Source organism: Paenibacillus sp. FSL K6-2859, assembly GCF_038008265.1.
GTDB lineage: Bacteria > Bacillota > Bacilli > Paenibacillales > Paenibacillaceae > Paenibacillus_AQ > Paenibacillus_AQ nitricinens.
Genome location: NZ_JBBOYU010000001.1, coordinates 5579371 through 5603193, shown reverse-complemented (window position 1 = coordinate 5603193; position 23823 = coordinate 5579371). Strand labels below are relative to the sequence as shown.

At 46.2% G+C, this 23823-nt stretch carries 17 protein-coding genes and 1 tRNA gene; 13 read left to right on the top strand and 5 right to left on the bottom strand.

Annotation, left to right across the window (positions count from 1 at the left end):
• Nucleotides 1-85: 85 nt before the first annotated feature.
• Complete coding sequence (locus MHB64_RS25000; protein WP_341135594.1) at nucleotides 86-694, bottom strand: phosphatidylglycerophosphatase A family protein; 609 nt, start codon at nucleotides 692-694, stop codon at nucleotides 86-88.
• A 272-nt stretch (nucleotides 695-966) separates the two neighbouring features.
• Between MHB64_RS25000 and MHB64_RS24995 the strand changes: the two genes are divergently transcribed.
• The 3 genes from MHB64_RS24995 (at nucleotide 967) to MHB64_RS24985 (ending at nucleotide 3669) form a co-directional block, all read left to right on the top strand.
• Nucleotides 967-2088, top strand: a complete 1122-nt coding sequence (locus tag MHB64_RS24995) for a GerMN domain-containing protein (protein WP_179281759.1) — start codon at nucleotides 967-969, stop codon at nucleotides 2086-2088.
• Nucleotides 2089-2252: 164 nt separating this feature from the next.
• Complete coding sequence (gene rph, locus MHB64_RS24990) at nucleotides 2253-3011, top strand: ribonuclease PH (RefSeq protein WP_341135593.1); 759 nt, start codon at nucleotides 2253-2255, stop codon at nucleotides 3009-3011.
• 1 nt (nucleotide 3012) lies between these two features.
• On the top strand, nucleotides 3013-3669 hold the full coding sequence (locus MHB64_RS24985; RefSeq protein WP_341135592.1) for an XTP/dITP diphosphatase: 657 nt from the start codon (nucleotides 3013-3015) through the stop codon (nucleotides 3667-3669).
• 245 nt (nucleotides 3670-3914) lie between these two features.
• On the opposite strand, the gene MHB64_RS24980 is transcribed toward MHB64_RS24985, so the two are convergent.
• Both MHB64_RS24980 and MHB64_RS24975 read right to left on the bottom strand, forming a co-directional pair.
• Entirely contained in the window at nucleotides 3915-6305 is a 2391-nt protein-coding gene (locus MHB64_RS24980) for a glycosyl hydrolase family 18 protein (protein ID WP_280788261.1), read from the bottom strand.
• A gap of 77 nt (nucleotides 6306-6382) precedes the next feature.
• Nucleotides 6383-8281 carry a glycosyl hydrolase family 18 protein gene (locus tag MHB64_RS24975; RefSeq protein ID WP_445671621.1) on the bottom strand — a complete coding sequence of 633 codons (1899 nt, stop codon included), beginning with the start codon at nucleotides 8279-8281 and terminating at the stop codon, nucleotides 6383-6385.
• A gap of 494 nt (nucleotides 8282-8775) precedes the next feature.
• Between MHB64_RS24975 and MHB64_RS24970 the strand changes: the two genes are divergently transcribed.
• The 4 genes from MHB64_RS24970 (at nucleotide 8776) to MHB64_RS24955 (ending at nucleotide 11802) form a co-directional block, all read left to right on the top strand.
• Nucleotides 8776-9318: an NfeD family protein gene (locus MHB64_RS24970; RefSeq protein WP_341135590.1), complete on the top strand. Its 543-nt coding sequence runs from the start codon at nucleotides 8776-8778 to the stop codon at nucleotides 9316-9318.
• Nucleotides 9318-10253 carry an SPFH domain-containing protein gene (locus tag MHB64_RS24965; RefSeq protein ID WP_094874320.1) on the top strand — a complete coding sequence of 312 codons (936 nt, stop codon included), beginning with the start codon at nucleotides 9318-9320 and terminating at the stop codon, nucleotides 10251-10253. The genes MHB64_RS24970 and MHB64_RS24965 overlap by 1 nt, the downstream gene beginning before the upstream one ends.
• A 102-nt stretch (nucleotides 10254-10355) precedes the next feature.
• Nucleotides 10356-10808 carry a cupin domain-containing protein gene (locus MHB64_RS24960; RefSeq protein ID WP_094874319.1) on the top strand — a complete coding sequence of 151 codons (453 nt, stop codon included), beginning with the start codon at nucleotides 10356-10358 and terminating at the stop codon, nucleotides 10806-10808.
• Nucleotides 10809-10965: 157 nt separating this feature from the next.
• Nucleotides 10966-11802, top strand: a complete 837-nt coding sequence (locus tag MHB64_RS24955) for an aldo/keto reductase (RefSeq protein ID WP_094874318.1) — start codon at nucleotides 10966-10968, stop codon at nucleotides 11800-11802.
• A gap of 64 nt (nucleotides 11803-11866) precedes the next feature.
• Here the strand turns inward: MHB64_RS24955 and asnB are convergent, their stop codons facing one another.
• Entirely contained in the window at nucleotides 11867-13711 is a 1845-nt protein-coding gene (gene asnB / locus MHB64_RS24950) for an asparagine synthase (glutamine-hydrolyzing) (protein WP_094874317.1), read from the bottom strand.
• A 145-nt stretch (nucleotides 13712-13856) separates the two neighbouring features.
• Here asnB and MHB64_RS24945 point away from each other — a divergent pair, with 145 nt between their 5' ends.
• Nucleotides 13857-14213 (top strand): hypothetical protein, encoded by a 357-nt coding sequence (locus MHB64_RS24945; RefSeq protein ID WP_076286059.1) that lies wholly within the window; start codon nucleotides 13857-13859, stop codon nucleotides 14211-14213.
• A 171-nt stretch (nucleotides 14214-14384) separates the two neighbouring features.
• Nucleotides 14385-14458 (top strand) — tRNA-Arg (locus MHB64_RS24940).
• Between the two features lie 538 nt (nucleotides 14459-14996).
• Here the strand turns inward: MHB64_RS24940 and MHB64_RS24935 are convergent.
• Nucleotides 14997-15905, bottom strand: a complete 909-nt coding sequence (locus MHB64_RS24935; protein WP_341135589.1) for a serine hydrolase domain-containing protein — start codon at nucleotides 15903-15905, stop codon at nucleotides 14997-14999.
• A gap of 401 nt (nucleotides 15906-16306) precedes the next feature.
• On the opposite strand from MHB64_RS24935, the gene MHB64_RS24930 reads away from it, so the two are divergent.
• The 4 genes from MHB64_RS24930 to MHB64_RS24915 all read left to right on the top strand — a co-directional run bounded on the left by MHB64_RS24930 (nucleotide 16307) and on the right by MHB64_RS24915 (nucleotide 23795).
• A complete protein-coding gene (locus MHB64_RS24930) occupies nucleotides 16307-17326 on the top strand; it encodes a LacI family DNA-binding transcriptional regulator (protein ID WP_094874611.1) in 1020 nt (339 codons plus the stop codon).
• A gap of 119 nt (nucleotides 17327-17445) precedes the next feature.
• On the top strand, nucleotides 17446-18195 hold the full coding sequence (locus MHB64_RS24925; protein WP_341135588.1) for an alpha/beta hydrolase: 750 nt from the start codon (nucleotides 17446-17448) through the stop codon (nucleotides 18193-18195).
• A 42-nt stretch (nucleotides 18196-18237) separates the two neighbouring features.
• Nucleotides 18238-20403, top strand: a complete 2166-nt coding sequence (gene bglX, locus MHB64_RS24920; RefSeq protein ID WP_341135587.1) for a beta-glucosidase BglX — start codon at nucleotides 18238-18240, stop codon at nucleotides 20401-20403.
• A gap of 47 nt (nucleotides 20404-20450) precedes the next feature.
• Complete coding sequence (locus MHB64_RS24915) at nucleotides 20451-23795, top strand: GH36-type glycosyl hydrolase domain-containing protein (protein ID WP_341135586.1); 3345 nt, start codon at nucleotides 20451-20453, stop codon at nucleotides 23793-23795.
• Nucleotides 23796-23823 lie beyond the last annotated feature (28 nt).

Here is a 23823-nt window from a genome sequence, read left to right as displayed (position 1 = left end):
ACTCACAAAAAAGCGATTGTTTCAGAGTTTCATTTGATATTTCATTTGATATATCTGGAACTCCTCATTTTGATGCATCCGAAACTCACTCTGGCGATTCATCATATTCCGCAAGTTTCCTAGCGCCCTCTTCGCGGTCCTCCGGTGTATGAGGCAAATCCAACTCAATTTCGCGTTCCGCTTGCTTGCGGTGTGCGATTCGGCTACTGGCTGCTGCCGCCACGGCTCCGACGATGTCGTCGAGGTAGGTGTGGATCTGTCCGGTGCTTTTGTCATTTAACCTTTGAAGAACACCTGGCTTCAGCTTGTCCACATAGCCATAGTTGGTAAATCCGATACTGCCGTATACGTTCACGATAGAGAAGGCAAGAATCTCATCTACGCCGTATAATCCCTCATCATTTTCGATCATATCCTGAAGTGGGGAGAACAGCTTGCCCTCTTCTGCCATTACATCTAATTGAATGCCTGTGAGTACTGCATTTTGTACTTCGCGTTTACTAAGCACCATCTCTACATTATGGATACATTCATCCATCGTTAAATTCGGATAGTATTTCTGTTGCAGGAACATAACGAGTTCCGCGATTTCTTCCAGGGTTACTCCACGCTTGTTCAGCCAGAATTTGGTCGCATCTGCGACGGCCTTGCTGTTCAGACTGTACGGTATTTTTTCGATTTTTTCATCAGCCATGTTCAGTCACCTCGTTGTTTAGTAAGTCATTTCATTACAGCAAACGTTAGTATGATGTTAAGGACTGTTGTTACCTCAGATTGTACGTTTACCGGAAGTATTTGTCCAGAGAGGGAAGTTTCAGTGACCTGAAATCCAGCTCCTACTTGAGATGTAGAAGTAGTCCAAAGGCTTTTCCAACAATTTAGGATAAGCTGTTGTTATTTTTTGGACAAAGGTCTCGTATACATAGCAGTACAAAGCCTATCTAACCTTGAAAGGGGTAATAAATGATGAAACCTATGCAACAAATCCGCGGAATCTCCGCAGTCTTCCTGATCGCAGTTCCACTGACACTGTCTGGCTGTGGATTGTTTGGTTCAGAATCGGCATCGATTGACGCTCCGCCACCAGAGGTGGAAGCGCAAATGTTACAGACTAGTGGAGATACTACTTTGGATTCAGGTGTATTCGGTCCGGTGACACAGGATGATACACAGACCACGGTTAAAGGCAACACCAAAACTTCACAGAGCAATGCTTCCGGAGATCGGACAACCGTATTTTTGGAAGATGGTAATGGATTACTCGCTCCGGTATCCCTCAGCTTGCCAAAGAGCAAAGATTCCAGCGCAATTAAAAACTCGTTAATGGCATTAGTGAGCAAGGGGAAATATGCCTCATCAGTGCCTGAAGGATTCCAAGGCGTTCTTCCAGCTGGAACGGAAGTAAAAGATGTTACGATAGACAAGTCGAATTCAGCTGTTGTCGAATTTAATTCAGAATTCAATAATTATGATCCTTTAGAGGAACGTAAAATCCTCGAAGCTATCACTTGGACGCTGACCGGTCAAGATGACATTAAAAGCGTACAGCTCTGGGTAGATGGTAAAAAGCTCACAGAGATGCCGCTTCAAGGAACTCCGCTGGATCGTCCATTAACCCGCACAATGGGCATTAATTTGCCGAAGCAAGGTCCTCTTCTGATGAACTCCAGTGCGGTTACTGTTTATTTTTCCACAACATCTCCTGACGGTATCCAATATTATGTTCCTGTAACCCGTTTTGTACCCGCTGGACAAGAACAGCTGACTGCTGCTTTGAACGAATTGATCGCAGGTCCTGAATCCGGAAATGGGCTGGAAATGGTCATGACGGAGGGAACGATACTTGATTCCGTTGACGCTGGGCAGAACGGTGTAGTTACCGTATCTTTGACGGATGATATGTTCACAGATGGTAAAGGTGTACCCGCTGAAATGCTGGAATCGGTCGTACTGACGGTTGCTCAAAATTCAGATGATTCTCTTGTGCAAATTCGCTTAAACGGCAAGGAATCGATTACTGATACAGATAATGTGGACTACAGCAAACCTGTTTCCGCACCAGAATATTTGAATGAGATCCCGTTATAGAATGACTCTGTAAGGTTTAAAAGATGCTTTTGTGCCTCCTCTTTGGTAGAATAAAAGTTGCTCAAAAAAACGTTACGTCCCAAGCAGTATACGACTCGCTATTTATAACGGGGAGACGGGACTCACGCTAAACTATTAGCTATACGATGTAGGAGGCAGAAAAGATGAGATCAAACGGGCGAAACGACGACCAATTACGGCCGCTGACAATAACAACCCAAACGAATAAATATGCTGAGGGCTCCGTGATCATAGAAATGGGAGATACCAAAGTCATTTGTACGGCTACAGTAGAGGAAAAAGTACCTCCGTTTCTTAAAGGACAAGGAAAAGGCTGGGTAACCGCAGAATATTCGATGCTTCCTCGGGCCACTCAATCCCGTAATCAGCGTGAAGCTGCACGCGGTAAGCTTACCGGGCGCACCATGGAGATCCAACGGCTGATCGGACGAGCGCTTCGTTCTATAGTGAATTTACAAGCGTTAGGCGAGCGTAGTATTACATTGGACTGTGATGTGATTCAGGCGGATGGTGGTACGCGGACCGCTTCGATTACAGGTGCTTTTGTTGCCATGGCATTTGCGATTAACAAAATTGCAGTTCAGCATAAGTTGCCTGTGTTTCCTATAACAGATTTCTTGGGGGCAATCAGTGTCGGTGTTGTAGGGGATAAAACGCTGCTGGATTTAAATTATGAAGAAGATTCCAAAGCAAAAGTAGATATGAATGTAGTGATGACTGGCGGCGGTGCCTTTGTTGAACTTCAGGGGACTGGCGAAGAAAGACCGTTCACTCGTCAAGAGCTGGATCTTTTACTGGGTCTAGGTGAGAAGGGAATCTATGAACTGATTGCTGCGCAGAAAGAAGCACTGGGAGCGATTGCTCTCAAAATCCCATCCGGCCAGCCGGGCCAAGAGGTGTAGCATGAAGTCTGACGGCGGTATTCTTATTGTTGCGACGAAGAATAAGGGGAAAGTACGTGAATTCGAGCATGCTTTTGCCCCGCTAGGGCTGACAGTGAAAAGTATGTACGACTATCCGGATCTGCCCGATGTGGTAGAAGACGGAGCCACTTTTGCCGAGAACGCCTTTAAAAAATCCAAAGCCGTAGGTGATGCCCTTGGAATCCCGGTCCTCGCCGATGATTCGGGTCTTTGCGTAGACGCCTTGGATGGTCAGCCGGGTGTGTACTCTGCACGTTATGCTGGTGAAGATGCTACGGATGGTGCGAATAATCTGAAGCTGCTTAGCGAGCTGGAGCGATTGAAGCAGGGGGAAGACACTGACCAGCCTTTGCTGAGCACAGCTAGGTTCGTCTGCACTTTGTCGCTGTATGATCCGGTTTCCAAGCAGGAGCTAACCGCAGAAGGTGCAGTCGAGGGCTGGATTACCTCAGAACCTTCCGGTGCTGGCGGATTTGGTTATGACCCGCTCTTCTATCTCTCGGAGCATGAAAAAACTATGGCAGAGCTTACGCTAGAAGAGAAGCAGCATATCAGCCATCGAGGAGTTGCACTGCGAATGCTAACAGCGAAGCTGGAGAAGAAGCTGGCAGCTGAAGGCGAACTACCACAGGAATAGAGCCTTTTTATACAAAACAGGGTATCCAAAAGCCATTGGCTGCTGGATACCCTGTTTTTTTGCAATCACCTCCGAAACTAAGCACCGAACTTCGTATGGTTGTTATATTTGCAAGTTTGTCACCATTACCGACACAGCTGATCTTAAAAGTGGCTTTATACAAATAACGTCATGTGAATCCGTAAGACATAGGGTTGGAAATTATTCGGCACTATAATAAATGTGGAGCTTTTTCATTGGCTGGATTATAACAGCTTCCAAAGAGCAGGTGTGGAACCTGGCTCCCACCCTTGAAGGGAAGTGTGAGGCTGCAAGCATGAATATGTTTTTCCATTATAGGTGACAACGTCACCTACTTTGTAAGCAACCCCTGTTATCCAGATTGAGCCTCCCGAAGTAGGTGCAACGGTAGGTAGTGGAGTTGGTGTTGCGATTGCTGTAGGTGTTGGGACAACAGTAGACGTTGGTGCCACTGTAGGTGCCAACGTCGGCGTCACTGTTGGAGCTACAGTTACCGTAGGTGTAGACGTTGCGGTTTCGCATGTGCTGATGAATTTCCAGACGCCATTAGCACCGCTAAGATCGGGACGATCTCCTTGCGTCCACCACTTGGCTTCATATAGTGAACCGTTGTAGGATACACGCTGTCCCCCAGTGTACACGCCTGTCGCACTCCAAGTTGCTGCCGAACATTGTCCCGGCGTAGGTGTTGGAGTTACGGTTGCGCTTGGCGTTGAAGTAGGTGCTATGGTTGCAGTCGGCGTTGCAGACGGTGTCGTGGTTGGAGTAGGTGTTGGTGTTGCAGACGGTGTAGGAGTTGGTGTTGGCGTAACGCCTCCATACAGTTTGTCGTATTCCTGCTGGGACGAGCTTCCGTTCAGTGTAATGCGTTGCGGACCGCCCGAGAAGTTCAGCTTCATCATGCCTGGAATTTCCAGTGCAGCTCCGTTTGCAATCGTTTGGGAAGCCGTCCCTGTAATACGGTAGCGGTTAAAGTCCCAAGCCGTAGAGATTTGTTCTACAGTACCTGCTCCCCACGCAGAGGTCAAGGTTGTTGTTGTCGGTAGATCGAATTCCAGCTTCCAGCCACCAGAGATATCCGTACCTGTGTTATTCGTTATTTTCAAGGAGTAGGTATAATTCGGATGATCGTAAGTGCCACTGAAGTTAAGGCTAAAGTTCTGAGGCGCAGGAAGTTGTGGCTTCGGTGTTCCACCTGGCAGAGAGGCTGTCTTAAGCTGGTCATAGGCAAAATCGGTCAAAGCGTTGCCGTACGTATAGGTGCCATCACTCTTTTCAGAATAGTCGCCAGTCAATTCCCAGAACATCATCCCTCCCAATCCTTTTTGCTTGATATAATCCAGTTTGTAGCCGAGAGATTCCTTATCTTCATACGTAAGAAATACCTTTTTGTCTGCGTTATACATATATGGGGTTTTGGTAACAGGATCGAAATAGCGCTTGTTCGCTGGGTCCTTGAGCAGATTCAGCACATGCCAGATTGGATTTGCGCCAGCCGGCTGCTCTGGTGCAGGGTCATTCCAGATTCCGTATATGCCATCGGCTCCACCTCCGGTTGTAGGTGCTGTACCGTAAAGACCGGTGTTGTTGATGCCTCCATTTACATTCTTCCAGCCACGTGAGTAATAAGGAACTCCGATAACGATTTTTTCCGGTGGAAGCGTACCCAAATAGTATCGAACGGCCCAGTCGGTATTCAGAACCGGAGTGCCCAGCGCAGCGGTTTCTGTATCGCGAGAATCTGGGTACAGGGCGGAATGCGGTCCTACATATCCATTCCACGCACCGTGGAAATCATATGTCATGAGGTTCGCCCAGTCCAAATACTGGTTAGCTTCCCCTAACTTCATCCCGCCTAGAATCCAGGAGGAAGCGGTTGCGGCGATGGTTAGGTCATATTTCTGATTATCCTGTGCACCTGCCTGATCCAGCTTTTCGCGAAGCTTTTTCATCAGGAGAACATAGTTGTTGTAGTTCACTGTACGCAGCGGCTCAGCTACACCAAAGTCATTCGGGTTACCTGATTGGCCAGTGCCGGATGGGTACTCCCAATCAATGTCTACACCGTTGAACTGGTACGTACGTAGAAAATCCACGACACTGTTCGCAAACGTCTCGCGACCTGCTTCTGAATTGGCCATGTTGAAAAAACCACCAGAACCCGACCAGCCACCAACCGAAATCAGGGTGCGGACATCAGGATAAAGCTGCTTATACTTTATAAGTTGGTTAAAATGTCCTTTAAACGGCAAATTCGTTAGCTGGTTGGGATAATCTTTTTCGATCGCTGCTGTACGGTCCATCAAATCAATCTTGTTCGTTTGAGGGTTTACCTTCGCGAATGCATAGTTAATATGAGTGATTTTATCCCACGGTATTTTGTCGACAGTATAAAATCCTTTGTTCTCCTGATCTCCCCACTCCGGGAAATAAGCAACAATCTTACGCGGATGATCTGCAGCGGGAGCAGGAGCAGCTGGCGTTGTTCCTGCTGCTAAGGCCACTTGCGACGATCCTCCTGCACTTGTGTAAAGCGGGAGCAGAATGATGGCGCTCATTAAGGCTGCAATGTAACGTGCGGATTTACTTCGCCTATTTCGTGTACTTATCTTCATTTAACATTCCTCCATAGGGGATAATATGATTTCACGGGTAGATAGGAACGATGATTCCCTACGCGCAAATCGGAATCTTAATTTAGTTTCCAAAGAGCGGGTGTGGTCGCCGGTTCCCAGCCTTGAAGAGAAGTATGGGGCTGAAGGCAGGTATACGTTTTGGCATTGTAGCTAACGACATCACCCGTTTTGTAGGCGATTCCTGCTGCCCAGCTGGAACTTCCAGGAGTCGGTGCTACAGTAGGCGCTGGTGTCGGAGTTGTCGTCGGTGCTACAGTTGGTGTCGGTGTTACTGTTGCGGTTGGTGTGGCAGTTGCTGTTGGCGCAACAGTTGGCGTCGGTGCTACTGTTGCCGACGGAGCCGGCGTTGCTGTTCCGCACAAGCTGATAAATTTCCAGACTCCGGAAGCACCGCTAAGGTCGGGACGATCGCCTTGGGTCCACCATTTGGCTTCATAGACTGAACCGTTATAAGAAACTTGCTGACCGCCCGTATATACGGCTGTCTGGCTCCATGCCGCTGCACATTGTCCCGGAGTAGCTGTTGGCGATGGAGTTAACGTTGATGTCGGTGTTGGTGTTGGTGTAGGCGTTACTGTTGGAGTTGGAGTTGGTTGCACAACTCCACCGCCAAGATCGGCGTTTAGTTTGTTGGTCAGTGTTTTGTTCCGGTCCCCACTTGTTTCCCAGAACATGGCGCCTGCAAGACCTTTTGATTTGAGATAACTGATCTTATGGCCAAAGGATTCTACATCGTCATAGCTGATAAAAGTTTGATTCGTTGGATTATAGAGATAAGGCACTTTTGATGTGTCATTCCAGTAACGGGTATAGCCGTTTTTGTTAATATAATTAGCTTCGAGGTCGTAGAAATCGTAGCTGCCCTTCTCCCATGTACCTGTGGACGAAACTCCAGAGGACAATTGGTATTGGCCATTTCCTGTTGCCGGAGCGCCACCCCATCCTCGACCATAGAATCCCATACCGAGAACTAACTTGTTTGCGGGTACGCCATGATCTAAATAGCTGGTTACTGCTTTATCGATGTTGAAATTTTGCGGTTCGGTCAGACCTGAGGCAGAAGCGGCAGGGTCATAATACAAAGGAGCATTGTGACCTGTAGTCTTATTCCAGCTTCCGTTAAAGTCATAGGTCATAATATTGATCCAATCTACAATGGAAGCAATACCTGCAAGATTATTGTTATTGACATACGTCGGGCCTGCCCCGGAAGCAATGGTCAGCAGGTAGGTTTTACCGTCGGTCTGACCGGCAGCATTTAGCTTTTCACGGATTTTTTGTAGAAGAAGGATATAGTTCTCCTTGTCTTCGGGACGGTAGCTATTCCCTGCGAGCCCACCGCTAACTGGGTACTCCCAGTCGAGATCGACACCGTCCATTTTATATTTACGAATGAAGTCTACCGCAGAGTTGGCAAAAACCTCACGGGTCACAGCGGTGGCCGCCACATCCGAGAAACGGTTCGACCAAGTCCAGCCTCCAACGGAGATCATTGTCTTCAGGTTGGGGTTCTTTTCTTTCAGCTTCCACAGCTGCTTCAGGTTACCTTTGATGGGGTCATCCCATTTGTCATCTCCAAAACTCTTACCGGTGTCAATCCACGGGTCACCCAGTACGATCGTGCCGTTCGGAACGTTAATAGTCTGTGCTTGCTCATTTTGACAGCTCCAGGTTACTGGATTCGGGCCAGTTGGGTCGGGGTTGCCGTGAATGCCATTCCAACAAATATCTGCGAAGGCGTAGTTAATGACATTCATTTTGGTAGGATCAATATCGGATACATTGTAAGCCCGCCCATAAGCGGCCCAAGATGCGTAATAACCAACCAGTTTATAATCCTGTGCAGCGTTGGCCGTTTTAGCACTACTACCCAGGGTTGAAAAAAGTGTCAGAACAAGCGCGGCGATCATCGCGATCGCAAAGGTTTTGCGTGAACTTTTTTTCATGAATATCATTGATTTTCTACCTCCGAGGTTTAATGTGTAGTTCGAAAACTTTTCGGCAAGAAATCCCGATGTTCACCTCCCGTAGTTTGAAATGGACCTGTACCTTCACCTGTGCGTATCTCTCATTCTACCGACATCCAATTCATAGATTTAGCAGCCCCAAATAGCCGTCCTCATGAAGCCTCACAAGGTAAGTAAGCGCTTTCTAAACTGCTGTTCTAAGAATTCCTTTTCTAATAAACTTGTAGATATAACAATGCTGGTAGAGGGTAGGATGGGTAGAAGAGTTGGGTTGGAGTTGAATAATTAGGATGAATTTCATATATATGGGTGGAGGCATTTCTTATTTTCAAGCATAGAGCGCGATTAAGCTAGGGATAAAATTCGGGAATGTAGGGGGAGATTTTTCTTATTGAAGGATACATATTTGATCGAGGTTTGATAGATTGGGCGCATGTCCTATTTTTCAGGAAACGTATGCAGAACACATAACCTTTGATGTCATGAATATAAATGATATACATGCCTGCAATATTTTTACGGAAATTACGCAACGCATCGCAGTTTCTTTTCGTTATAGTAGTATTATACGGAAGGTGGTGGGTTCACCGATGGTTGTGTGGGTGTTATGGCTGATCGCAGCCGGTGTCCTGTTTGTAGTAGAGATGATGACGCTTACTTTTTATCTGTTGTGGCTCAGTATAGGTGCATTAGCTGCTGGTTTGGTCTCGTTGATTGCTCCCGATGCTATTTTGTTTCAGGTGGTTCTCGGATCACTGGTCGCACTTGGTCTTACTATATTCTCGAAACCACTGGTTTCTAAATTTCGCAGCTCACGTGGGTTCAAGGATACCGGTACAGAAATCGTCGGCAGGCAAGGTGTCGTCGTTGAGCCTATTGAGCAAGGACAGTATGGGCAAGTCAAGGTAGGTGGAGATACATGGAGCGCAAGCTCGGTTCAGTCTCTGGGCAAGGATGAGGTTGTAAGAGTAGTGAAGAGAGGCACGACGATTATTGAAGTAGAACGATGGGGGGACATGAACTAATGGAATGGGCAATTATCGGAATTATTATTGTGGTGGTCGTAGTATTTGTGGCATTAACAGTCAAAATCGTACCACAACAGCGGGTAGGTGTAGTGGAACGTCTCGGTAAATTTAATCGTCTGCTGACTCCGGGACTGAACATTCTGATTCCTGTAATTGATCAGGTGCGTACGTACCATGATTTAAGAATCCAGCAAGCGAATGTACCTCCACAAACGGTAATCACGAAGGATAACGTGCAGGTGCAGATTGATACAATTATTTTCTATCAGGTGGTTGGACCAGAGGAAGCAACCTATGGCATTTCTGATTATGTATATGGGGTAAGAAACATTTCGACGGCAACAATGCGGCAAATCATCGGTAAGCTTGAATTAGATGAGACCTTATCTGGGCGGGAAAAGATTTCGACCGATATTCGGTTGGCTCTTGATGAAGCTACAGAGAAATGGGGCGTACGGATTGAGCGTGTGGAAGTCATTGATATCAAGCCACCGCTGGATATTCAGGAAGCAATGGATAAGCAGATGAAAGCGGAACGGAGCAAGCGGGCGATTGTCTTGGAAGCGGAAGCTGCTAAGCAGGATATGATCCTGCGTGCTGAAGGGGATAAGCAGAGTAAGATTCTAAAAGCAGAAGGTGACAAGGAAGCACGTATCCGCCAAGCAGAGGGTTCACGGCAAGCACAGGAGCTGGAAGCTCATGGTGAGGCGAAAGCCATTCAAGCGGTGGCCGAAGCTGAAAAAACACGCATAGAGCTGATTCGCTCAGCAGGTCTGGATGAGCAGGTGCTAGCTTATCGCTCCTTCGAGGCGCTGGCTGAAATCGCTAAAGGTCCTGCGAATAAAGTGTTCCTGCCAACAAGCGCTGTTGAAACGCTGGGAAGTCTTGGGGCGATTGCTGAGGTATTCAAAGCGAGCAAGGATAGTAAATAGATTTTACAATTCGCGCTTCTTCCGTTAAAGTAAAAAGCAAAAACAACCTTATGCATACGAAGCTATTGTTGCTCATGCAAACTTTGAAGGAGAGAAGCTACCGTGACAAAAGAAATCTCACCGCTAGTTGAACTGCTCGGACTACAGCCCCACGTAGAGGGTGGTTGGTACAAAAGACTTTGGAATTCAGAATTTGAAATTTCCCAGGAAGTGCTAGGCGATAGCTATTCTGGATCACGTCATTCGGCATCTTCCATTTATTTTTTGCTTCACGAAGGCGAGCAATCTGATTGGCATACGGTATTGTCCGATGAAGTTTGGTTGTGGCATTCCGGTAGTCCAATCGTGCTTAGTCTGGGAGGTACTGGAGATAAGCCTGAGGATGTGCAGGAAGTTATTTTGGGTCTCGATATTGCTGCAGGCCAGCAGCCACAAGTGGTTGTTCCAGCGGGAGTATGGCAGGCCGCGCGTACGTTAGGTGAAGAACCGACGTTGGTCTCCTGTATCGTTTCTCCAGAATTCCATTTTGATGATTTCAAACTAATTGAGAAATAAAGAAGAGCGGAGGCTTTATATATGCCTCCGTTTTTTTATGAGGATTTTGGGAATGATGAAGCATTCTGCTATACTTTTGTGATAGCGCTTGCTTCTGAAGCGTGAATTTAGGTTAAGTAAGATTAATGAAATAACAATAAGCTTGGAGGGTTAAGCAATGAGTGAATTGAATGCACCGTTCTCGGGAGGTCCGACTTTAAATGATGGAGTGACTATGCCGTGGCTGGGCCTTGGCGTGTATCAGACTAAAGATGGGGAAGAGGTTATTCACGCGGTCAAGACCGCAGTGGAGCTTGGATATCGCAGTATTGATACGGCTGCTGGTTACAATAACGAAGAAGGTGTAGGTCAGGCTATTCGTGAATGTGGAGTGGCCCGTGATGAACTGTTTATTACGACGAAAGTGCGCAACCCTGATCAAGGCTATGAATCAACTCTGAAAGCGTTCGAAGTTAGCCGGCGCAAGCTGGGGCTGGACTATATAGACTTGTATCTCATACATTGGCCGGTGGCAGGAAAGTATCGGGAGACTTGGAAAGCTCTGATTCATCTGCAAAAAGAGGGCCTCATCAAATCTATTGGCGTGAGCAATTTTCAGATTCATCATCTGAAGGATATCATCGAGGACACTGGCGTGGTTCCAGTGGTGAATCAGGTGGAATTTCATCCGCTGTTGACTCAGCGCGAGCTGCTGAAGTATGCCAATGAGCAAGGGATCCAGCTTGAAGCTTGGAGTCCGCTAATGCAAGGGAACCTGGATCTTCCCCTTCTTAAAGAACTGGCTGGAAAGTATGATAAGACCCCTGCTCAAATTGTACTTCGTTGGGATTTGCAGCAAGGCGTCATTACGATTCCGAAGTCAGTACATGCGGATCGAATCAAGGAAAATGCAGGATTCTTTGACTTCACGTTAAGTGATGAGGATGTTAAAGCCATCGAAGATTTGAACAGAAACCATCGTTTCGGTCCCGATCCGGACAATTTTAATTTCTAAAAAATTACGAATACAAGCCAAACAGCAAGCCGCCGATACGGGGACTTGCTGTTTGGCTTGTCGCTTATTGGATGGAGACGTTATATTTACGCAGCCAGAGATCTACTTGGGCGAGGTAAGCAAAAAGCTGAGGACCGGACATGAGCTGGCCGAACCAAGGCAGATTGGTAGAGGATTCTGGGGAAGCGGCGATCTCACGGATTTTGGCAGCATCAATTAATGGGAGTATAGGTGAAGTAGAGTCATCTAGAATATTCAATACTTGTGTTCGTACTGCGTTTAAATAGGCTGGATTGTGTGTTTTCGGATAAGGACTTTTTTTACGATATAGCACATCATCTGGAAGAATTCCCTCAAGCGCTTTGCGTAAAATCCCTTTTTCACGACCGTTTAGGTTCTTGATTTCCCAAGGAATATTAAAGACATATTGAACGAGGCGATGATCACAATAAGGAACACGTACCTCTAGTCCGGCGCCCATACTCATTCGGTCCTTACGGTCGAGCAAAGTAGGCATGAAGCGGGTGATGTTTAAATAGGACATTACGCGCATTTGTGCTTGTTTACCTGTCTCCCCATCCAATGTTGGGACTTCGGCTACTGCATCACTGTATCTGTCACCCAAATATTCCAGCGGCCGAATCCATTCATTAACTTCAGGGGATAATAGACTGGCACGCATTTTAGGAGCAACAGACCAAGGGAAAGTGCCTGAGGAGAGCATTTCCTCCCGATGGAACCAAGGATAACCGCCAAAAATCTCATCGGCAGCTTCGCCGGAAATGGCTACAGTAGCATTCTTTTTAATCTCACGGCAAAATAAATACAAAGAAGAGTCCACATCGGTCATCCCAGGTAAATCGCGTGTGTACAGTGCATTATCAAGTGCTTCTACAAGCTCTGGTGTATCAAACGAGATATAGCGATGGTTCGTATTTAATTCATCGACCATTCGCTTAATCCATGGACCATCTGCTCCGGGCTGAAAAGTATGGCTCTTGAAGTGCTTGTCGTTATCGACATAATCGACGGAATACGTATCCACTCGTCCTTGACCGTTTCGGTTGTAGTAGTCCACTGCAAGTGCTGTTAACGCACTGGAGTCCAGCCCTCCTGACAAGAGGGAGCAGACAGGAACATCTGAGACCAGTTGGCGTTCGAGCGTATCCTGCAGCAGTTCACGCACCTTAGTAGCTGTTTCTGCTTCATTATCAGTGTGTTTTACGCTTTCCAGCTTCCAATAAGCATAACTACGCAGACCTTCACGGCTATAGATCATGGCATGCCCAGGACGAAGTTCCTGCATATCCTTATAAACACCGTGTCCTGGTGTACGGGCTGGACCGATAATAAAGATTTCCGCAAGTCCTTCTGGACCTACGACTGGCTGTACCTTGGGGTGCTGCAGCAGCGCCTTAGGCTCTGAGCCAAAAACTAAGACATCATCCACTTTACTATAGAACAGGGGCTTCACGCCTAAACGGTCACGTGCAAAAAAGACCTGATCCCGAAGACCGTCCCACACTGCAAAGGCAAAGATCCCATTGAGCTTCTCTACACAATCCGGTCCCCATTCGATATAGGCATGAAGCAGAACCTCAGTGTCACATTGGGTACGGAATTGATGACCCCGCTGCTTAAGTTCTTGTTTGAGCTCGGGTGCATTATATAATTCGCCGTTGTACACAATCGCGTATACTTGTTCCTCATGGCGGGTGATCATAGGCTGCGCGCCGTTCTCTGGATCGATAACGCTAAGTCTGCGGTGACCGAATGCACAGGGGCCTGAAATCCAAGTTCCAGCTGCATCCGGTCCGCGGTCTGCTAAAGTTTCAGTCATTTTGACCAGCAACTGCGAGTGCTGCGTGAGATCTCCGCGCCACTGGATAAATCCGGTTATTCCGCACATGATGGTTCATCCTCTCTTTTTGTGCGATTGTTGTCCTTACTTTTTTGCCAAGTAATACAGATATATGCCGAAGGAAGGCATAAAATGTATGTCCTTATCCGAACACTAGGGAAGAGAGGAATTTGCCAGGAGGGAAGGATGACAGGTGTATTATATTAAAGATGCCAAAATTCGCAGAATGATGGAGTATGACGGTGCGCCTTGTGCAGAAGTAGGTGTATTGCCAGGTGCTGTTAGTGATCCTGCACTTTTGGTGTATATCGTAGAAGATCAGCGCGAAGAAGGCTATGAGATTGTCCGAATCCTCACTAATGACGCTGATACTTCTACTGATTGGTTTGATAACAATATGCATGATGCTTTTAAAGATGTGACTTCGAGCGCGTTTACAGGCAGTATGATTATGACGCCAGAAGATGAACGTTCCAAGTTTCAGAGAGAATTAATGACATACGGAGATTTAAAAAAGCAGCTGGAGCAGCATTTTCGGAATCTGGAGTAATATGGAGTAAAAACGAGGGTATCCGTAAGCTATGAAAATAGCTAGGATGCCCTTGTTATTATTAAAATAGGATGAGAATTACTTATTTTCCAAAATGTTTGATCTTGAAAATTCTGCTGAATAAGGTATAATAAATATCGTTGCGTCAATACATATCATTAATTCTTATATGTCCCGGTAGCTCAGCTGGATAGAGCATGCGCCTTCTAAGCGCACGGTCAGGGGTTCGAATCCCTTCCGGGACGTCAAGTAACAGCCTTCCTTCGGGAAGGCTGTTTTTGCGAGCAGGGAAAGAGAAGCCCAAGTGGTTCGTCGGAGCAAAGGCATCGATAGGATCAGCTTCGCAGTCAGCCCGGAAGGGCTGCATCCCGCTCGGGGCAAGTAACAGCCTTCCTTCGGGAAGGATGTTTTTGCGTGCAGAGCATCCTCGCCAAAGTAAGCAAACTGAAGCTCTGATAGATAATTAGGGAAAATCTCCCTATAATTCAGAGCTTTCTACTCAATAGACTAATAATTAGGGAAATCCTCCCTGTAATTTAACTAATTCGTTGGCGAATATAGATATTCTCCCGATTTTTAGGGAGGATTTCCCTCTTTTCATTCATTTCAAGCAATTATCGGCTAAATAGAGGGAGCTTTTCCCTAATTACTCTCAAAAAAGGCCAACCCTATAATTGGGGTTGGCCTAATTATACGAAAAGAAGGTGCCGAGAAAGTAGCCTTCACTACTTTTTCGGCACCTTGAGCCTTCCCGTGAAAAAGCTGTCTTGCATATGGCCACCGCTATAGAAGCGGCCAGATCTCCTCCCAGACAGTGTCTAGAATAGCTTGCATATTATCTTCCATACTGTTAATAGCGATTACCACTTGAGCATCCGGGGCAACCATGCAGAATTGACCGTGAGCGCCATCGGCACGATAAGCATCGTGCGTACACAACCAGAATTGACAGCCGTACCCTTGGCCCCAATCACCAGCTCCGTTATTTTCGATCTGCTTTTGTGTAACAAAATCAATCCAAGCTGCTGGAATAAGCTGCTGTCCCTTCCACATTCCTTTTTGCAAAAGAAGCTGTCCAATTTGGCTTAGTTCTTCGGTATTGATCTGAAGTCCGGCACAACCGAGGGTGATCCCTTGAGGAGTCGTTTCCCAATCAATATTTTCTATGCCTAGTGGGGCAAAGAGACGGGGAACGAGGTAATCCTTTACGGTTTGTCCGACACGGGCCTGAACCATGGCAGAGATCATAATGGTATCCCCGCTACTGTAGGTAAACTGTTCCCCAGGAGGTCTGTCTAAAGGCAGCGATAGATAATGTTGTATCCAATTTACATCCTTCAAGGCCAATCTTTCTTCAACCCAAAACGGTGGGGAATCATGCCCTGTACTCATACGTAGTAAATCGAACAAGGTCAACTCCCCAGGTTGCATGGAAGAACAGGCCTCTTTATGAGTGAATGCATATTCCGGAAACACATCTTTAAGTGTTGTATTTAGTGATAGCTTTCCTTCTTCGATGGCTAGACCCACCGCCATGCATGTAAAAGATTTGCTGACCGAATGCTGCAAGCGCCGGATATCCTCTGCGAGATCCACTTTCCCCACTAGAGATCCGTTTTGAAGCACACGTACATTGAATACATTTAATCCACGTTCGCGGATTTGAGCTTCAAAGCGAGTCATGTTTAACATAAAATGCAGCCCTCTTTCTCTATGATTCCAAGCTTGATGAGGTAGATTGTCGATCAAAATGATTGAAAATAGAGTGGAAACGTTTCCTATGACCGGATATTTAATAGCTAAATTGATGGTATTCTATTCTTATTTTAAAGTCAATGTAAGCAGGAAGACTACTGTTTAACACTAAACTACTTAGAATTTAAAATGAATTCGAGATGTGATTCATTTTTATTCGAAAATCATAGGTTGACTTCTAAAAAATATCTGTCCATAATGAACGTAATAAGCGATTTAGATACGAAAACAGTCAAAATGATGTCATGGGAAACGTTTCCCATCATTTCATGCGTTTCCACCAAGCTGATTTCATCAGGTGCAGGGGAGCTCATTATAGGGGTGAAACAGGGGGAATTATGAATATCAAGGATATTGCAAGACTATCAGGCGTTGGTATCGCCACGGTCTCCAGGGTAATTAATAACTCCGGTGTTGTAAGTGATGCAACCAGAGCTAAAGTAATGGCTGTTGTAAGAGAACATAATTACATTCCAAATGGAAATGCGAGCAATCTGAAGAAAACGCGTTCCAATACGATAGCGCTTATGGTTAAGGGAATTGCAAACCCGTTTTTTGCAGACATGATCAAAGAAGTAGAGCGTCAAGTAAATCTGCGCGGCTGTCCGCTTCTGATCCAGCATGTTGAAGATGGAGTGGATGAGATCAATGCTGCTCTTCAGCTTGTGAAGGAAAAGAATTTATACGGGGTAATCTTTATGGGTGGTACATATGACCATTCTGAAGAAAAATTCAAACAATTGCCGATCCCATTCGTTTTGACTACCATCACGACTACGAAGGATGTTGATCCTGCCGTATTCTCAAGTGTGATCATTGATGATATGCAAGAGTCCTATAAAGCTGTGAGCTATCTAATTTCACTCGGACACCGGAACATTTGTTTTTTGGCCAGATTTCCTTTGGTTCAGCATACTACCGGAAACCGTCGTCTTATGGGTTATATCAAGGCGCTTGAGGATCATGGGATTGAGTATGATGCTGCCTTGGTAGAGGATTGTGAATACAGTCCAAGTTCTGGCTTTACAGCTACGAAAAGACTGCTCAATAAGAAGAAAGATATCACTGCTGTCTTTGCCGCATCAGATACCATTGCTATCGGAGCTGCCAAAGCTTTATTGTCCTTGGGTCTATCAATTCCAAATGATATTTCGATCATCGGATTTGACGGTATAGAGATGGCAGAATACTATCACCCATCGTTGGATACGATTAGCCAGCCTGGGGTGGATATGGCGAAAGCCAGTGTTGAAATTCTGTTTGACCTGATTTCGGGACAATCGGAGAACAAGCATGTGGTATTCGAGTCTGTTTTGGTTAAGCGGGGATCTTGCAAGAAGATTAATAAACAAGCATAAATACCTTCGGCGTCCTTGTAAGGACGGTAAGCGTTTGAGCGAGAAATAGAAGGATAATTTATAGCGTAAGCATATACTTTCTTATATTCTATAAAAAAGGTTCCGTAAGGAGATGACATATGGCACTTCTAACCGTTGAGACTGGTTCTCCTACCTTAAGAATGACAACGTCCATTAGCATAATCTCCCCCGTTGATTCGGGCAACACCTCCGGTGGGACGCTTTATCTGTTACACGGTGCTGGCGATAATGCTAGCACATGGTACAGGATGACCACTATTGAGCAGTATGCTAACAAGTATGGCTGTACAGTCATAATGCCTCAGGTAGGAAGAAGTTATTATACAGATATGGAGTTCGGACTTGATTACTTCCACTATGTTACGCAAGAGCTGCCTGAGCTTTGTGGCCGAATGTTGAGACTGGATGATGATCCGCAGAAGACGTATGTTGCCGGACTATCGATGGGTGGATATGGGGCATTAAAATGTGCGCTTACCTATCCTGAGCGTTATAGCAAAGTCGTTTCTTTATCAGGCGTTACAGATATTCAGAAAAGATTGAGAGACCCGCAAATGTCTTCGGATATGGCGAGGGAGATGGCAGGCACTTTCGGAAAACGCTTACAAATCAAGCCGGATCAAGATCTGTATGCTTTAGCGGCTAAATTAATCGACGAGGAACGTGAGCTGCCTTCGATGCTGACCTGCTGTGGTTCAGAAGATCCATTTGTGGAGATGAACAGGGAATTTGCTTCTTATATGCAGGCGAGCCCCTATACATTTCGATATGTTGAGACCTCAGGAACGCATGAATGGAGATTCTGGGAGCAGCATCTGAAGACGGCTTTTGATTTCTTGTACAACTAAGAGTAAAGAGTAATTTTAGAGAGATATTATGGAGGATTTGAGATGAAAGACCAGCAACTGACGTCCCTGTTGAATCAGATGACGCTTGAAGAGAAGATCGCACAATTACAGCAGCTTGCTGCTAATTTCTATGAAGGGGCAGAAGAAGGAGGGAAAATCACTGGCCCTATGGCATCCATGGGGATTACGGATCACATGATTGAGAATAGTGGTTCAGTACTTGGACTTTCGGGCGCAGAGCAAGTCATTGCCGTCCAGGAAGCTCATTTACGTAAAAATAGATTAGGTATTCCATTACTGATGATGGCGGATATCGTGCATGGCTTCAAGACGATTTTTCCGGTGCCACTAGCGATTGGCTGCTCTTGGGATATGGAACGAGCAGAGCTGAGCGCCGAGATTGCGGCTAAAGAAGCGGCGGTCTCCGGTGTACACGTCACTTTTGCACCCATGGCGGACCTTGTTCGGGATCCGCGCTGGGGTAGAGTGATGGAGTCTACCGGCGAAGATCCTTATTTAAATGGTAGGTTTGCTCGTGCGTTTGTACGCGGATTTCAGGGAAGTGACTTGACGGGCGATGAAAGTCGTCTGGCAGCTTGTGTTAAGCACTTTGCAGCCTATGGTCTATCCGAAGGCGGACGGGATTATAATACGGTCGATTTGTCAGAACGTCAGCTAAGGGAATATTATCTGCCAGCCTATCGCGCTGCTCTGGATGAGGGCGCAGAAATGGTGATGACTTCGTTCAACACGATTGACGGAATTCCGATAAGCGGAAACGTTAAGCTGCTTCGTCAGCTGCTGCGTGAGGAATGGGGCTTTGACGGCGTGTTAATCTCGGATTGGGGCGCGGTGAAGGAACTGATCCCGCATGGTGTCGCCGAGGATGAAGCTGAAGCAGCACTTAAAGCTATCAAAGCTAGCGTGGATATCGAGATGATGACGGAGTGTTATGTGCACCAATTACCAGCTCTTGTAGCTGATGGGCAAGTGGACGAAAGCATCATCGATGAAGCCGTACTTCGTATTTTGAAATTGAAGCAAAGATTGGGCTTGTTTGAGAATCCTTTACGCGGGGCAGATGTAGAGAAAGAGCGTGAAGTGATTTTCTGTGAAGATCACCGGACAGCAGCGCGTGAACTAGCAGTTAAATCCTGTGTACTCCTTAAGAATGATCAGGTTTTACCGCTTGCGGCTGAGCAACACATTGCACTAATCGGACCTTTTGCCAATAACGGAGATATTCTTGGACCGTGGTCCTGGTTGGGTTCAACAGAAGAAGCTAGCCGTCTTGCCCCAGCAATGGAAGCTCGTGCTGTTGCGGGTAGAATTACCGTTGCCGAAGGCTCCGGGATTGAGAGCTTTACAGAAGAGCAATGGCTGGAGGCGAAATCGGCAGCATTGGAAGCCGATGTGATTGTGCTGGCACTTGGAGAACATTCGGACATGAGCGGAGAAGCTGGAAGTCGTTCAGATATCCGTTTGCCGGAAGCGCAGTGTGAGCTTTTGCAGCGTATGAAGATGCTGGGCAAGCCTATTGTGGTGGTGTTATTTAACGGACGCCCACTGGATCTTAGTGGCGTGATCGAGAACGCGGATGCTATTCTGGAAGCCTGGTTCCCAGGAAGCGAGGGCGGCGCGGCGATTACCAGCCTACTGTATGGTGACGAGAATCCGTCAGGAAGATTAACGATGTCTTTCCCTGTATCTGTTGGGCAAATTCCGGTCTATTATAATCATTTCAACACTGGACGCCCTCTTGGACCGGGTGCGGACAAACGTTATGTCTCACAATATCTGGACATTCCTAATGAGCCGTTTCTGCCATTTGGCTTCGGTCTAAGTTATACGACATTCAGCTACAGTGAGCCGCTCCTTTCCGGTGAAATCATGACGAAGGATCAGCCTATTAAGGTGACTGTTACGGTGACTAATACGGGCAATGTAAAAGGTGAAGAGGTAGTACAGCTCTATATCCGAGACATTTCAGGAGAAGTTGTCAGACCGATGAAGGAACTGAAGGACTTTGCCAAGTTCAGCCTCTCCCCGGGAGAAAGCAAGGAAGTAAGCTTTACGCTTACGGAAGAACAGCTTCGTTATTATCATAGCGATTTAAGCTTTAGCAGTGATCCGGGCAAATTCAAATTGTTTGTGGGTCCAAATAGCCAAGAGGTTAAAGAACGCGATTTTCGCTTAACATTAGCTTAAGTAGAATATATACGACACACGCTGTCGTAATCGAGGAGTGCAAAAATATGACTACTAATATGAATTCTAACATCCATTTAAACGCTGGAGACTTATCATTCACTTTTACAAACAGTGGGGACTTGTTCCAAGTTCTTCATGAACGGACAATGATCAATCAATTATTGCCTAATATTGTGGATGGCTCCTTATCCAATCTATATTTACGTATTCATAGTAATGGAAGCATTCAAGCTGTTCCTTTGCTGGGCATTCATTCTTCAAGCACTGTACGTAAGGCCGGGAACCGCTTGGTTTGGGAAGGTACTGCGGAAAATATTGAATATCAGGTTATTTTTACTCCTACGGCTCAAGGCGCATGGTTCTGGGATGTGAAGCTTTCGGGACATGAGGCAGATGTGGATCTCGTGTACGGACAAGATGTAGGTATTGCCGATATCGGTGCTGTTCGCAGTAATGAAGCCTACCTGTCACAGTATATTGATCATGCCGTATTCGAGGATCAGTCAAAGGGATATGTAGTATGCTCCAGACAGAATCAACCGCAAGGTGGCAAATTTCCATATCTACAACAGGGTGCAATCACTAAGTCAGCAAGCTTCTCGACAGATGGTTTTCAATTCTTTGGATTGTCTTATAAAGAGACTAATCAACCGGAAAGCTTGAGCCGGGAGCAATTAAGTAATGAAATCTATCAATATGAATTCGCTTATACTGCATTGCAATCGGAGCGGGTGAAATTGAGTGGGGAAGCAAGGTTTGTATTCTACGGATTGTTCAAACAAGATCATCCACAAGCGATCACTACCCTAGAATTTACGAATGATATCGCTGCGGCTTGGGATGCTGTAAAAGATTTACCTTTAGAAGCTGAAGCACCGCTCGAACGTTCTTTCCTCACGGAGGAGCTTGGTGCTCCGCTGGTGGCAGATTCTCTATCAGAGAATGAGATCGAAGGTCTGTTTCCAGTTCGTTATCAAGAGGAGAAAGAAGGAGACGTTCTACTGTCTTTCTTCACTGAAAATTATGAGCATGTAGTCCTAAAAGAGAAGGAATTACGCGTAGAACGCCCACATGGTCATATTCTGATGAGTGGGGATAACGCTCGACTTAACGATAAGGTTATCACGACAACTTCATATATGTATGGGATTTTCAACTCCCAAGTAGTCATTGGCAATACCAATTTCAACAAGCTAATGTCCAATCCTAGAAATGCGCTTAATATTCCAAAAGCTTCGGGACAACGAATTTATGTGCAGTGGAATGGCGAATACCGTCTACTGACCATGCCATCCCTGTTCGAGGTTGGTTTCAACTATGCCCGTTGGTATTACAGAACAGAAGGCGAATGCTTTATTATTACGAACTACACTACGGCAGATTCTCCGGAAATATTCCTGAATGTGCGTACGGAAAGCGGAAAAGCTTATCGCTATTTAGTCACTAATCAAATCACTATGAACGTTAATGAATACGAGCTTCCATATCAATGCAAGCAAGAAGAGGGAACTGTGACCTTCTCGGCGGACAGAAGCGCACTAAGTGCTGGAGAGTATCCTGACTTGCAGTATAAATTCCAGGTACAGGGAGCGGAGTTTACGCTTCAAGATGAAGGCAGATTCGTTACCAATGCTCCACACACAGATGCACCGTTAGCTGTTCTGGAGTTGTCGGCGAGCAGTGAGTGGACTTTGAATATTCAAGGCCTTCTGGATGGTAAGGAGATTCATTCGAGCAGCCGTACAGTTGAAGAGGAAATTTCCACATACCGCGAGTTCTATAGCGGGGTTATGAATGGCTTCCGCTTGACGCTAGGTGATGGGTCAGAAGGTGAGCTGTTTAAAGTGAATGCTCTGGCTTGGTGGTATACACATAATATGCTCGTCCATTATTCTGTCCCTCACGGGCTGGAGCAATATGGCGGCGCTGCCTGGGGAACTCGTGATGTGTGTCAGGGACCTGTGGAATATTTTATGGCTACGCAAAAATACGAACAGGTTCGTGAAATATTGCTGACGCTGTATGCTCATCAATATGAAGATGACGGTAACTGGCCACAGTGGTTCATGTTTGATAAATATACGAAGATTCAGCAAGAGGAAAGCCACGGGGATATTATTGTGTGGCCGCTCAAAGTGCTTGGAGACTATTTGGCAGTAACTAAAGATTACAGCATTTTGCAAGAAACAGTGCCGTATACTCGTAAGCATAGTTTTGACTTTACAGAGAAAGAAGCGACACTGCTGGATCATGCGCGGAAGGAAGTTGCGTATATTAAGAACCACTTCCTGCATGATACGCATTTGTCTTCTTACGGTGATGGAGATTGGGATGATACACTCCAGCCTGCGAATCCACAGTTGAAGCAATACATGGTTAGTAGCTGGACAGTGGCGCTTACCTATCAGACTCTTAATCAGTTCTCGGAAGTTCTTCGTTCCGTTGATCCAGCGGAAGCAGACGAGCTGAAGGCAATGGTGGATGGTATCCATGAGGATTTCAATACACATATGCTCCAATCTGAGGTGATTCCTGGATTCCTGTATATGGAAGATCCAGAGCAAGTGAAGCTTTTGGTACATCCGAGTGATAAGGAAACAGGAATCCAGTATCGTCTGCTGCCAATGACGCGCAGTATGATCAGTGAGCTATTAACTCCGGAACAAGCCGAAGCTCATTATGAAGTGATCCAAGATAAACTATTCTGTCCTGACGGTGTACGTTTAATGAACCGTCCAGCACAATATGTTGGCGGTGTAAGCAGTCATTTCAAACGTGCAGAGCAAGCTTCTAACTTTGGTCGGGAAATTGGACTTCAATATGTACATGCGCACATCCGTTATGTAGAAGCTATGGCTAAGCTAGGGAAAACCGATCAGGTCTGGAATGGCCTAGCAGCGATCAATCCGATCGGAATTCGCGATGTGGTGCCAAACGCTGAACTACGTCAAGCTAACTCCTATTTCAGTAGCTCGGATGGTAAATTTAACACTCGTTATGAGGCACAGGAGAATTTCGATAAGCTGCGTAATGGTGACGTGGCGGTCAAAGGCGGCTGGAGAATCTATTCCAGCGGTCCTGGGATCTACATGAATCAGTTAATCTCGAATGCACTAGGGATTCGTACCGAAGGCGGAGATTTAATTGTTGACCCCATCCTGCCGGAGTCGCTGGACGGCATGCGCTTTAGCTTTGAATATGCTGGTACTAAGGTAGACTTTATCTACCACCTTACGGGTGGGGAGAACAGTCGGATTACTATCAACGGTACAGAAGTGCAGGCTGAAGGTACACTTAATCGCTACCGCAGTGGCGGTGTTCGGATTAAGCGTGAGGACTTTGATCGTCTCTGCGTAGAAGCCGGGAATGTGATTGACATTTATAAGTAAGCTAATCATTAAAGGGCAATCTCTACGA

What these genes read in the sequence shown, in the direction of transcription:
- bglX (WP_341135587.1), top strand. Translation starts at nt 18,238, where the DNA reads ATGAAAGACCAGCAACTGACGTCCCTGTTGAATCAGATGACGCTTGAA.
- MHB64_RS24930 (WP_094874611.1), top strand. Translation starts at nt 16,307, where the DNA reads ATGAATATCAAGGATATTGCAAGACTATCAGGCGTTGGTATCGCCACG.
- MHB64_RS25000 (WP_341135594.1), bottom strand. Translation starts at nt 694, where the DNA reads ATGGCTGATGAAAAAATCGAAAAAATACCGTACAGTCTGAACAGCAAG.
- rph (WP_341135593.1), top strand. Translation starts at nt 2,253, where the DNA reads ATGAGATCAAACGGGCGAAACGACGACCAATTACGGCCGCTGACAATA.
- MHB64_RS24935 (WP_341135589.1), bottom strand. Translation starts at nt 15,905, where the DNA reads ATGTTAAACATGACTCGCTTTGAAGCTCAAATCCGCGAACGTGGATTA.
- MHB64_RS24915 (WP_341135586.1), top strand. Translation starts at nt 20,451, where the DNA reads ATGACTACTAATATGAATTCTAACATCCATTTAAACGCTGGAGACTTA.
- MHB64_RS24980 (WP_280788261.1), bottom strand. Translation starts at nt 6,305, where the DNA reads ATGAAGATAAGTACACGAAATAGGCGAAGTAAATCCGCACGTTACATT.
- MHB64_RS24995 (WP_179281759.1), top strand. Translation starts at nt 967, where the DNA reads ATGAAACCTATGCAACAAATCCGCGGAATCTCCGCAGTCTTCCTGATC.
- asnB (WP_094874317.1), bottom strand. Translation starts at nt 13,711, where the DNA reads ATGTGCGGAATAACCGGATTTATCCAGTGGCGCGGAGATCTCACGCAG.
- MHB64_RS24965 (WP_094874320.1), top strand. Translation starts at nt 9,318, where the DNA reads ATGGAATGGGCAATTATCGGAATTATTATTGTGGTGGTCGTAGTATTT.
- MHB64_RS24925 (WP_341135588.1), top strand. Translation starts at nt 17,446, where the DNA reads ATGGCACTTCTAACCGTTGAGACTGGTTCTCCTACCTTAAGAATGACA.
- MHB64_RS24955 (WP_094874318.1), top strand. Translation starts at nt 10,966, where the DNA reads ATGAGTGAATTGAATGCACCGTTCTCGGGAGGTCCGACTTTAAATGAT.
- MHB64_RS24975 (WP_445671621.1), bottom strand. Translation starts at nt 8,281, where the DNA reads ATGATATTCATGAAAAAAAGTTCACGCAAAACCTTTGCGATCGCGATG.
- MHB64_RS24970 (WP_341135590.1), top strand. Translation starts at nt 8,776, where the DNA reads ATGAATATAAATGATATACATGCCTGCAATATTTTTACGGAAATTACG.
- MHB64_RS24985 (WP_341135592.1), top strand. Translation starts at nt 3,013, where the DNA reads ATGAAGTCTGACGGCGGTATTCTTATTGTTGCGACGAAGAATAAGGGG.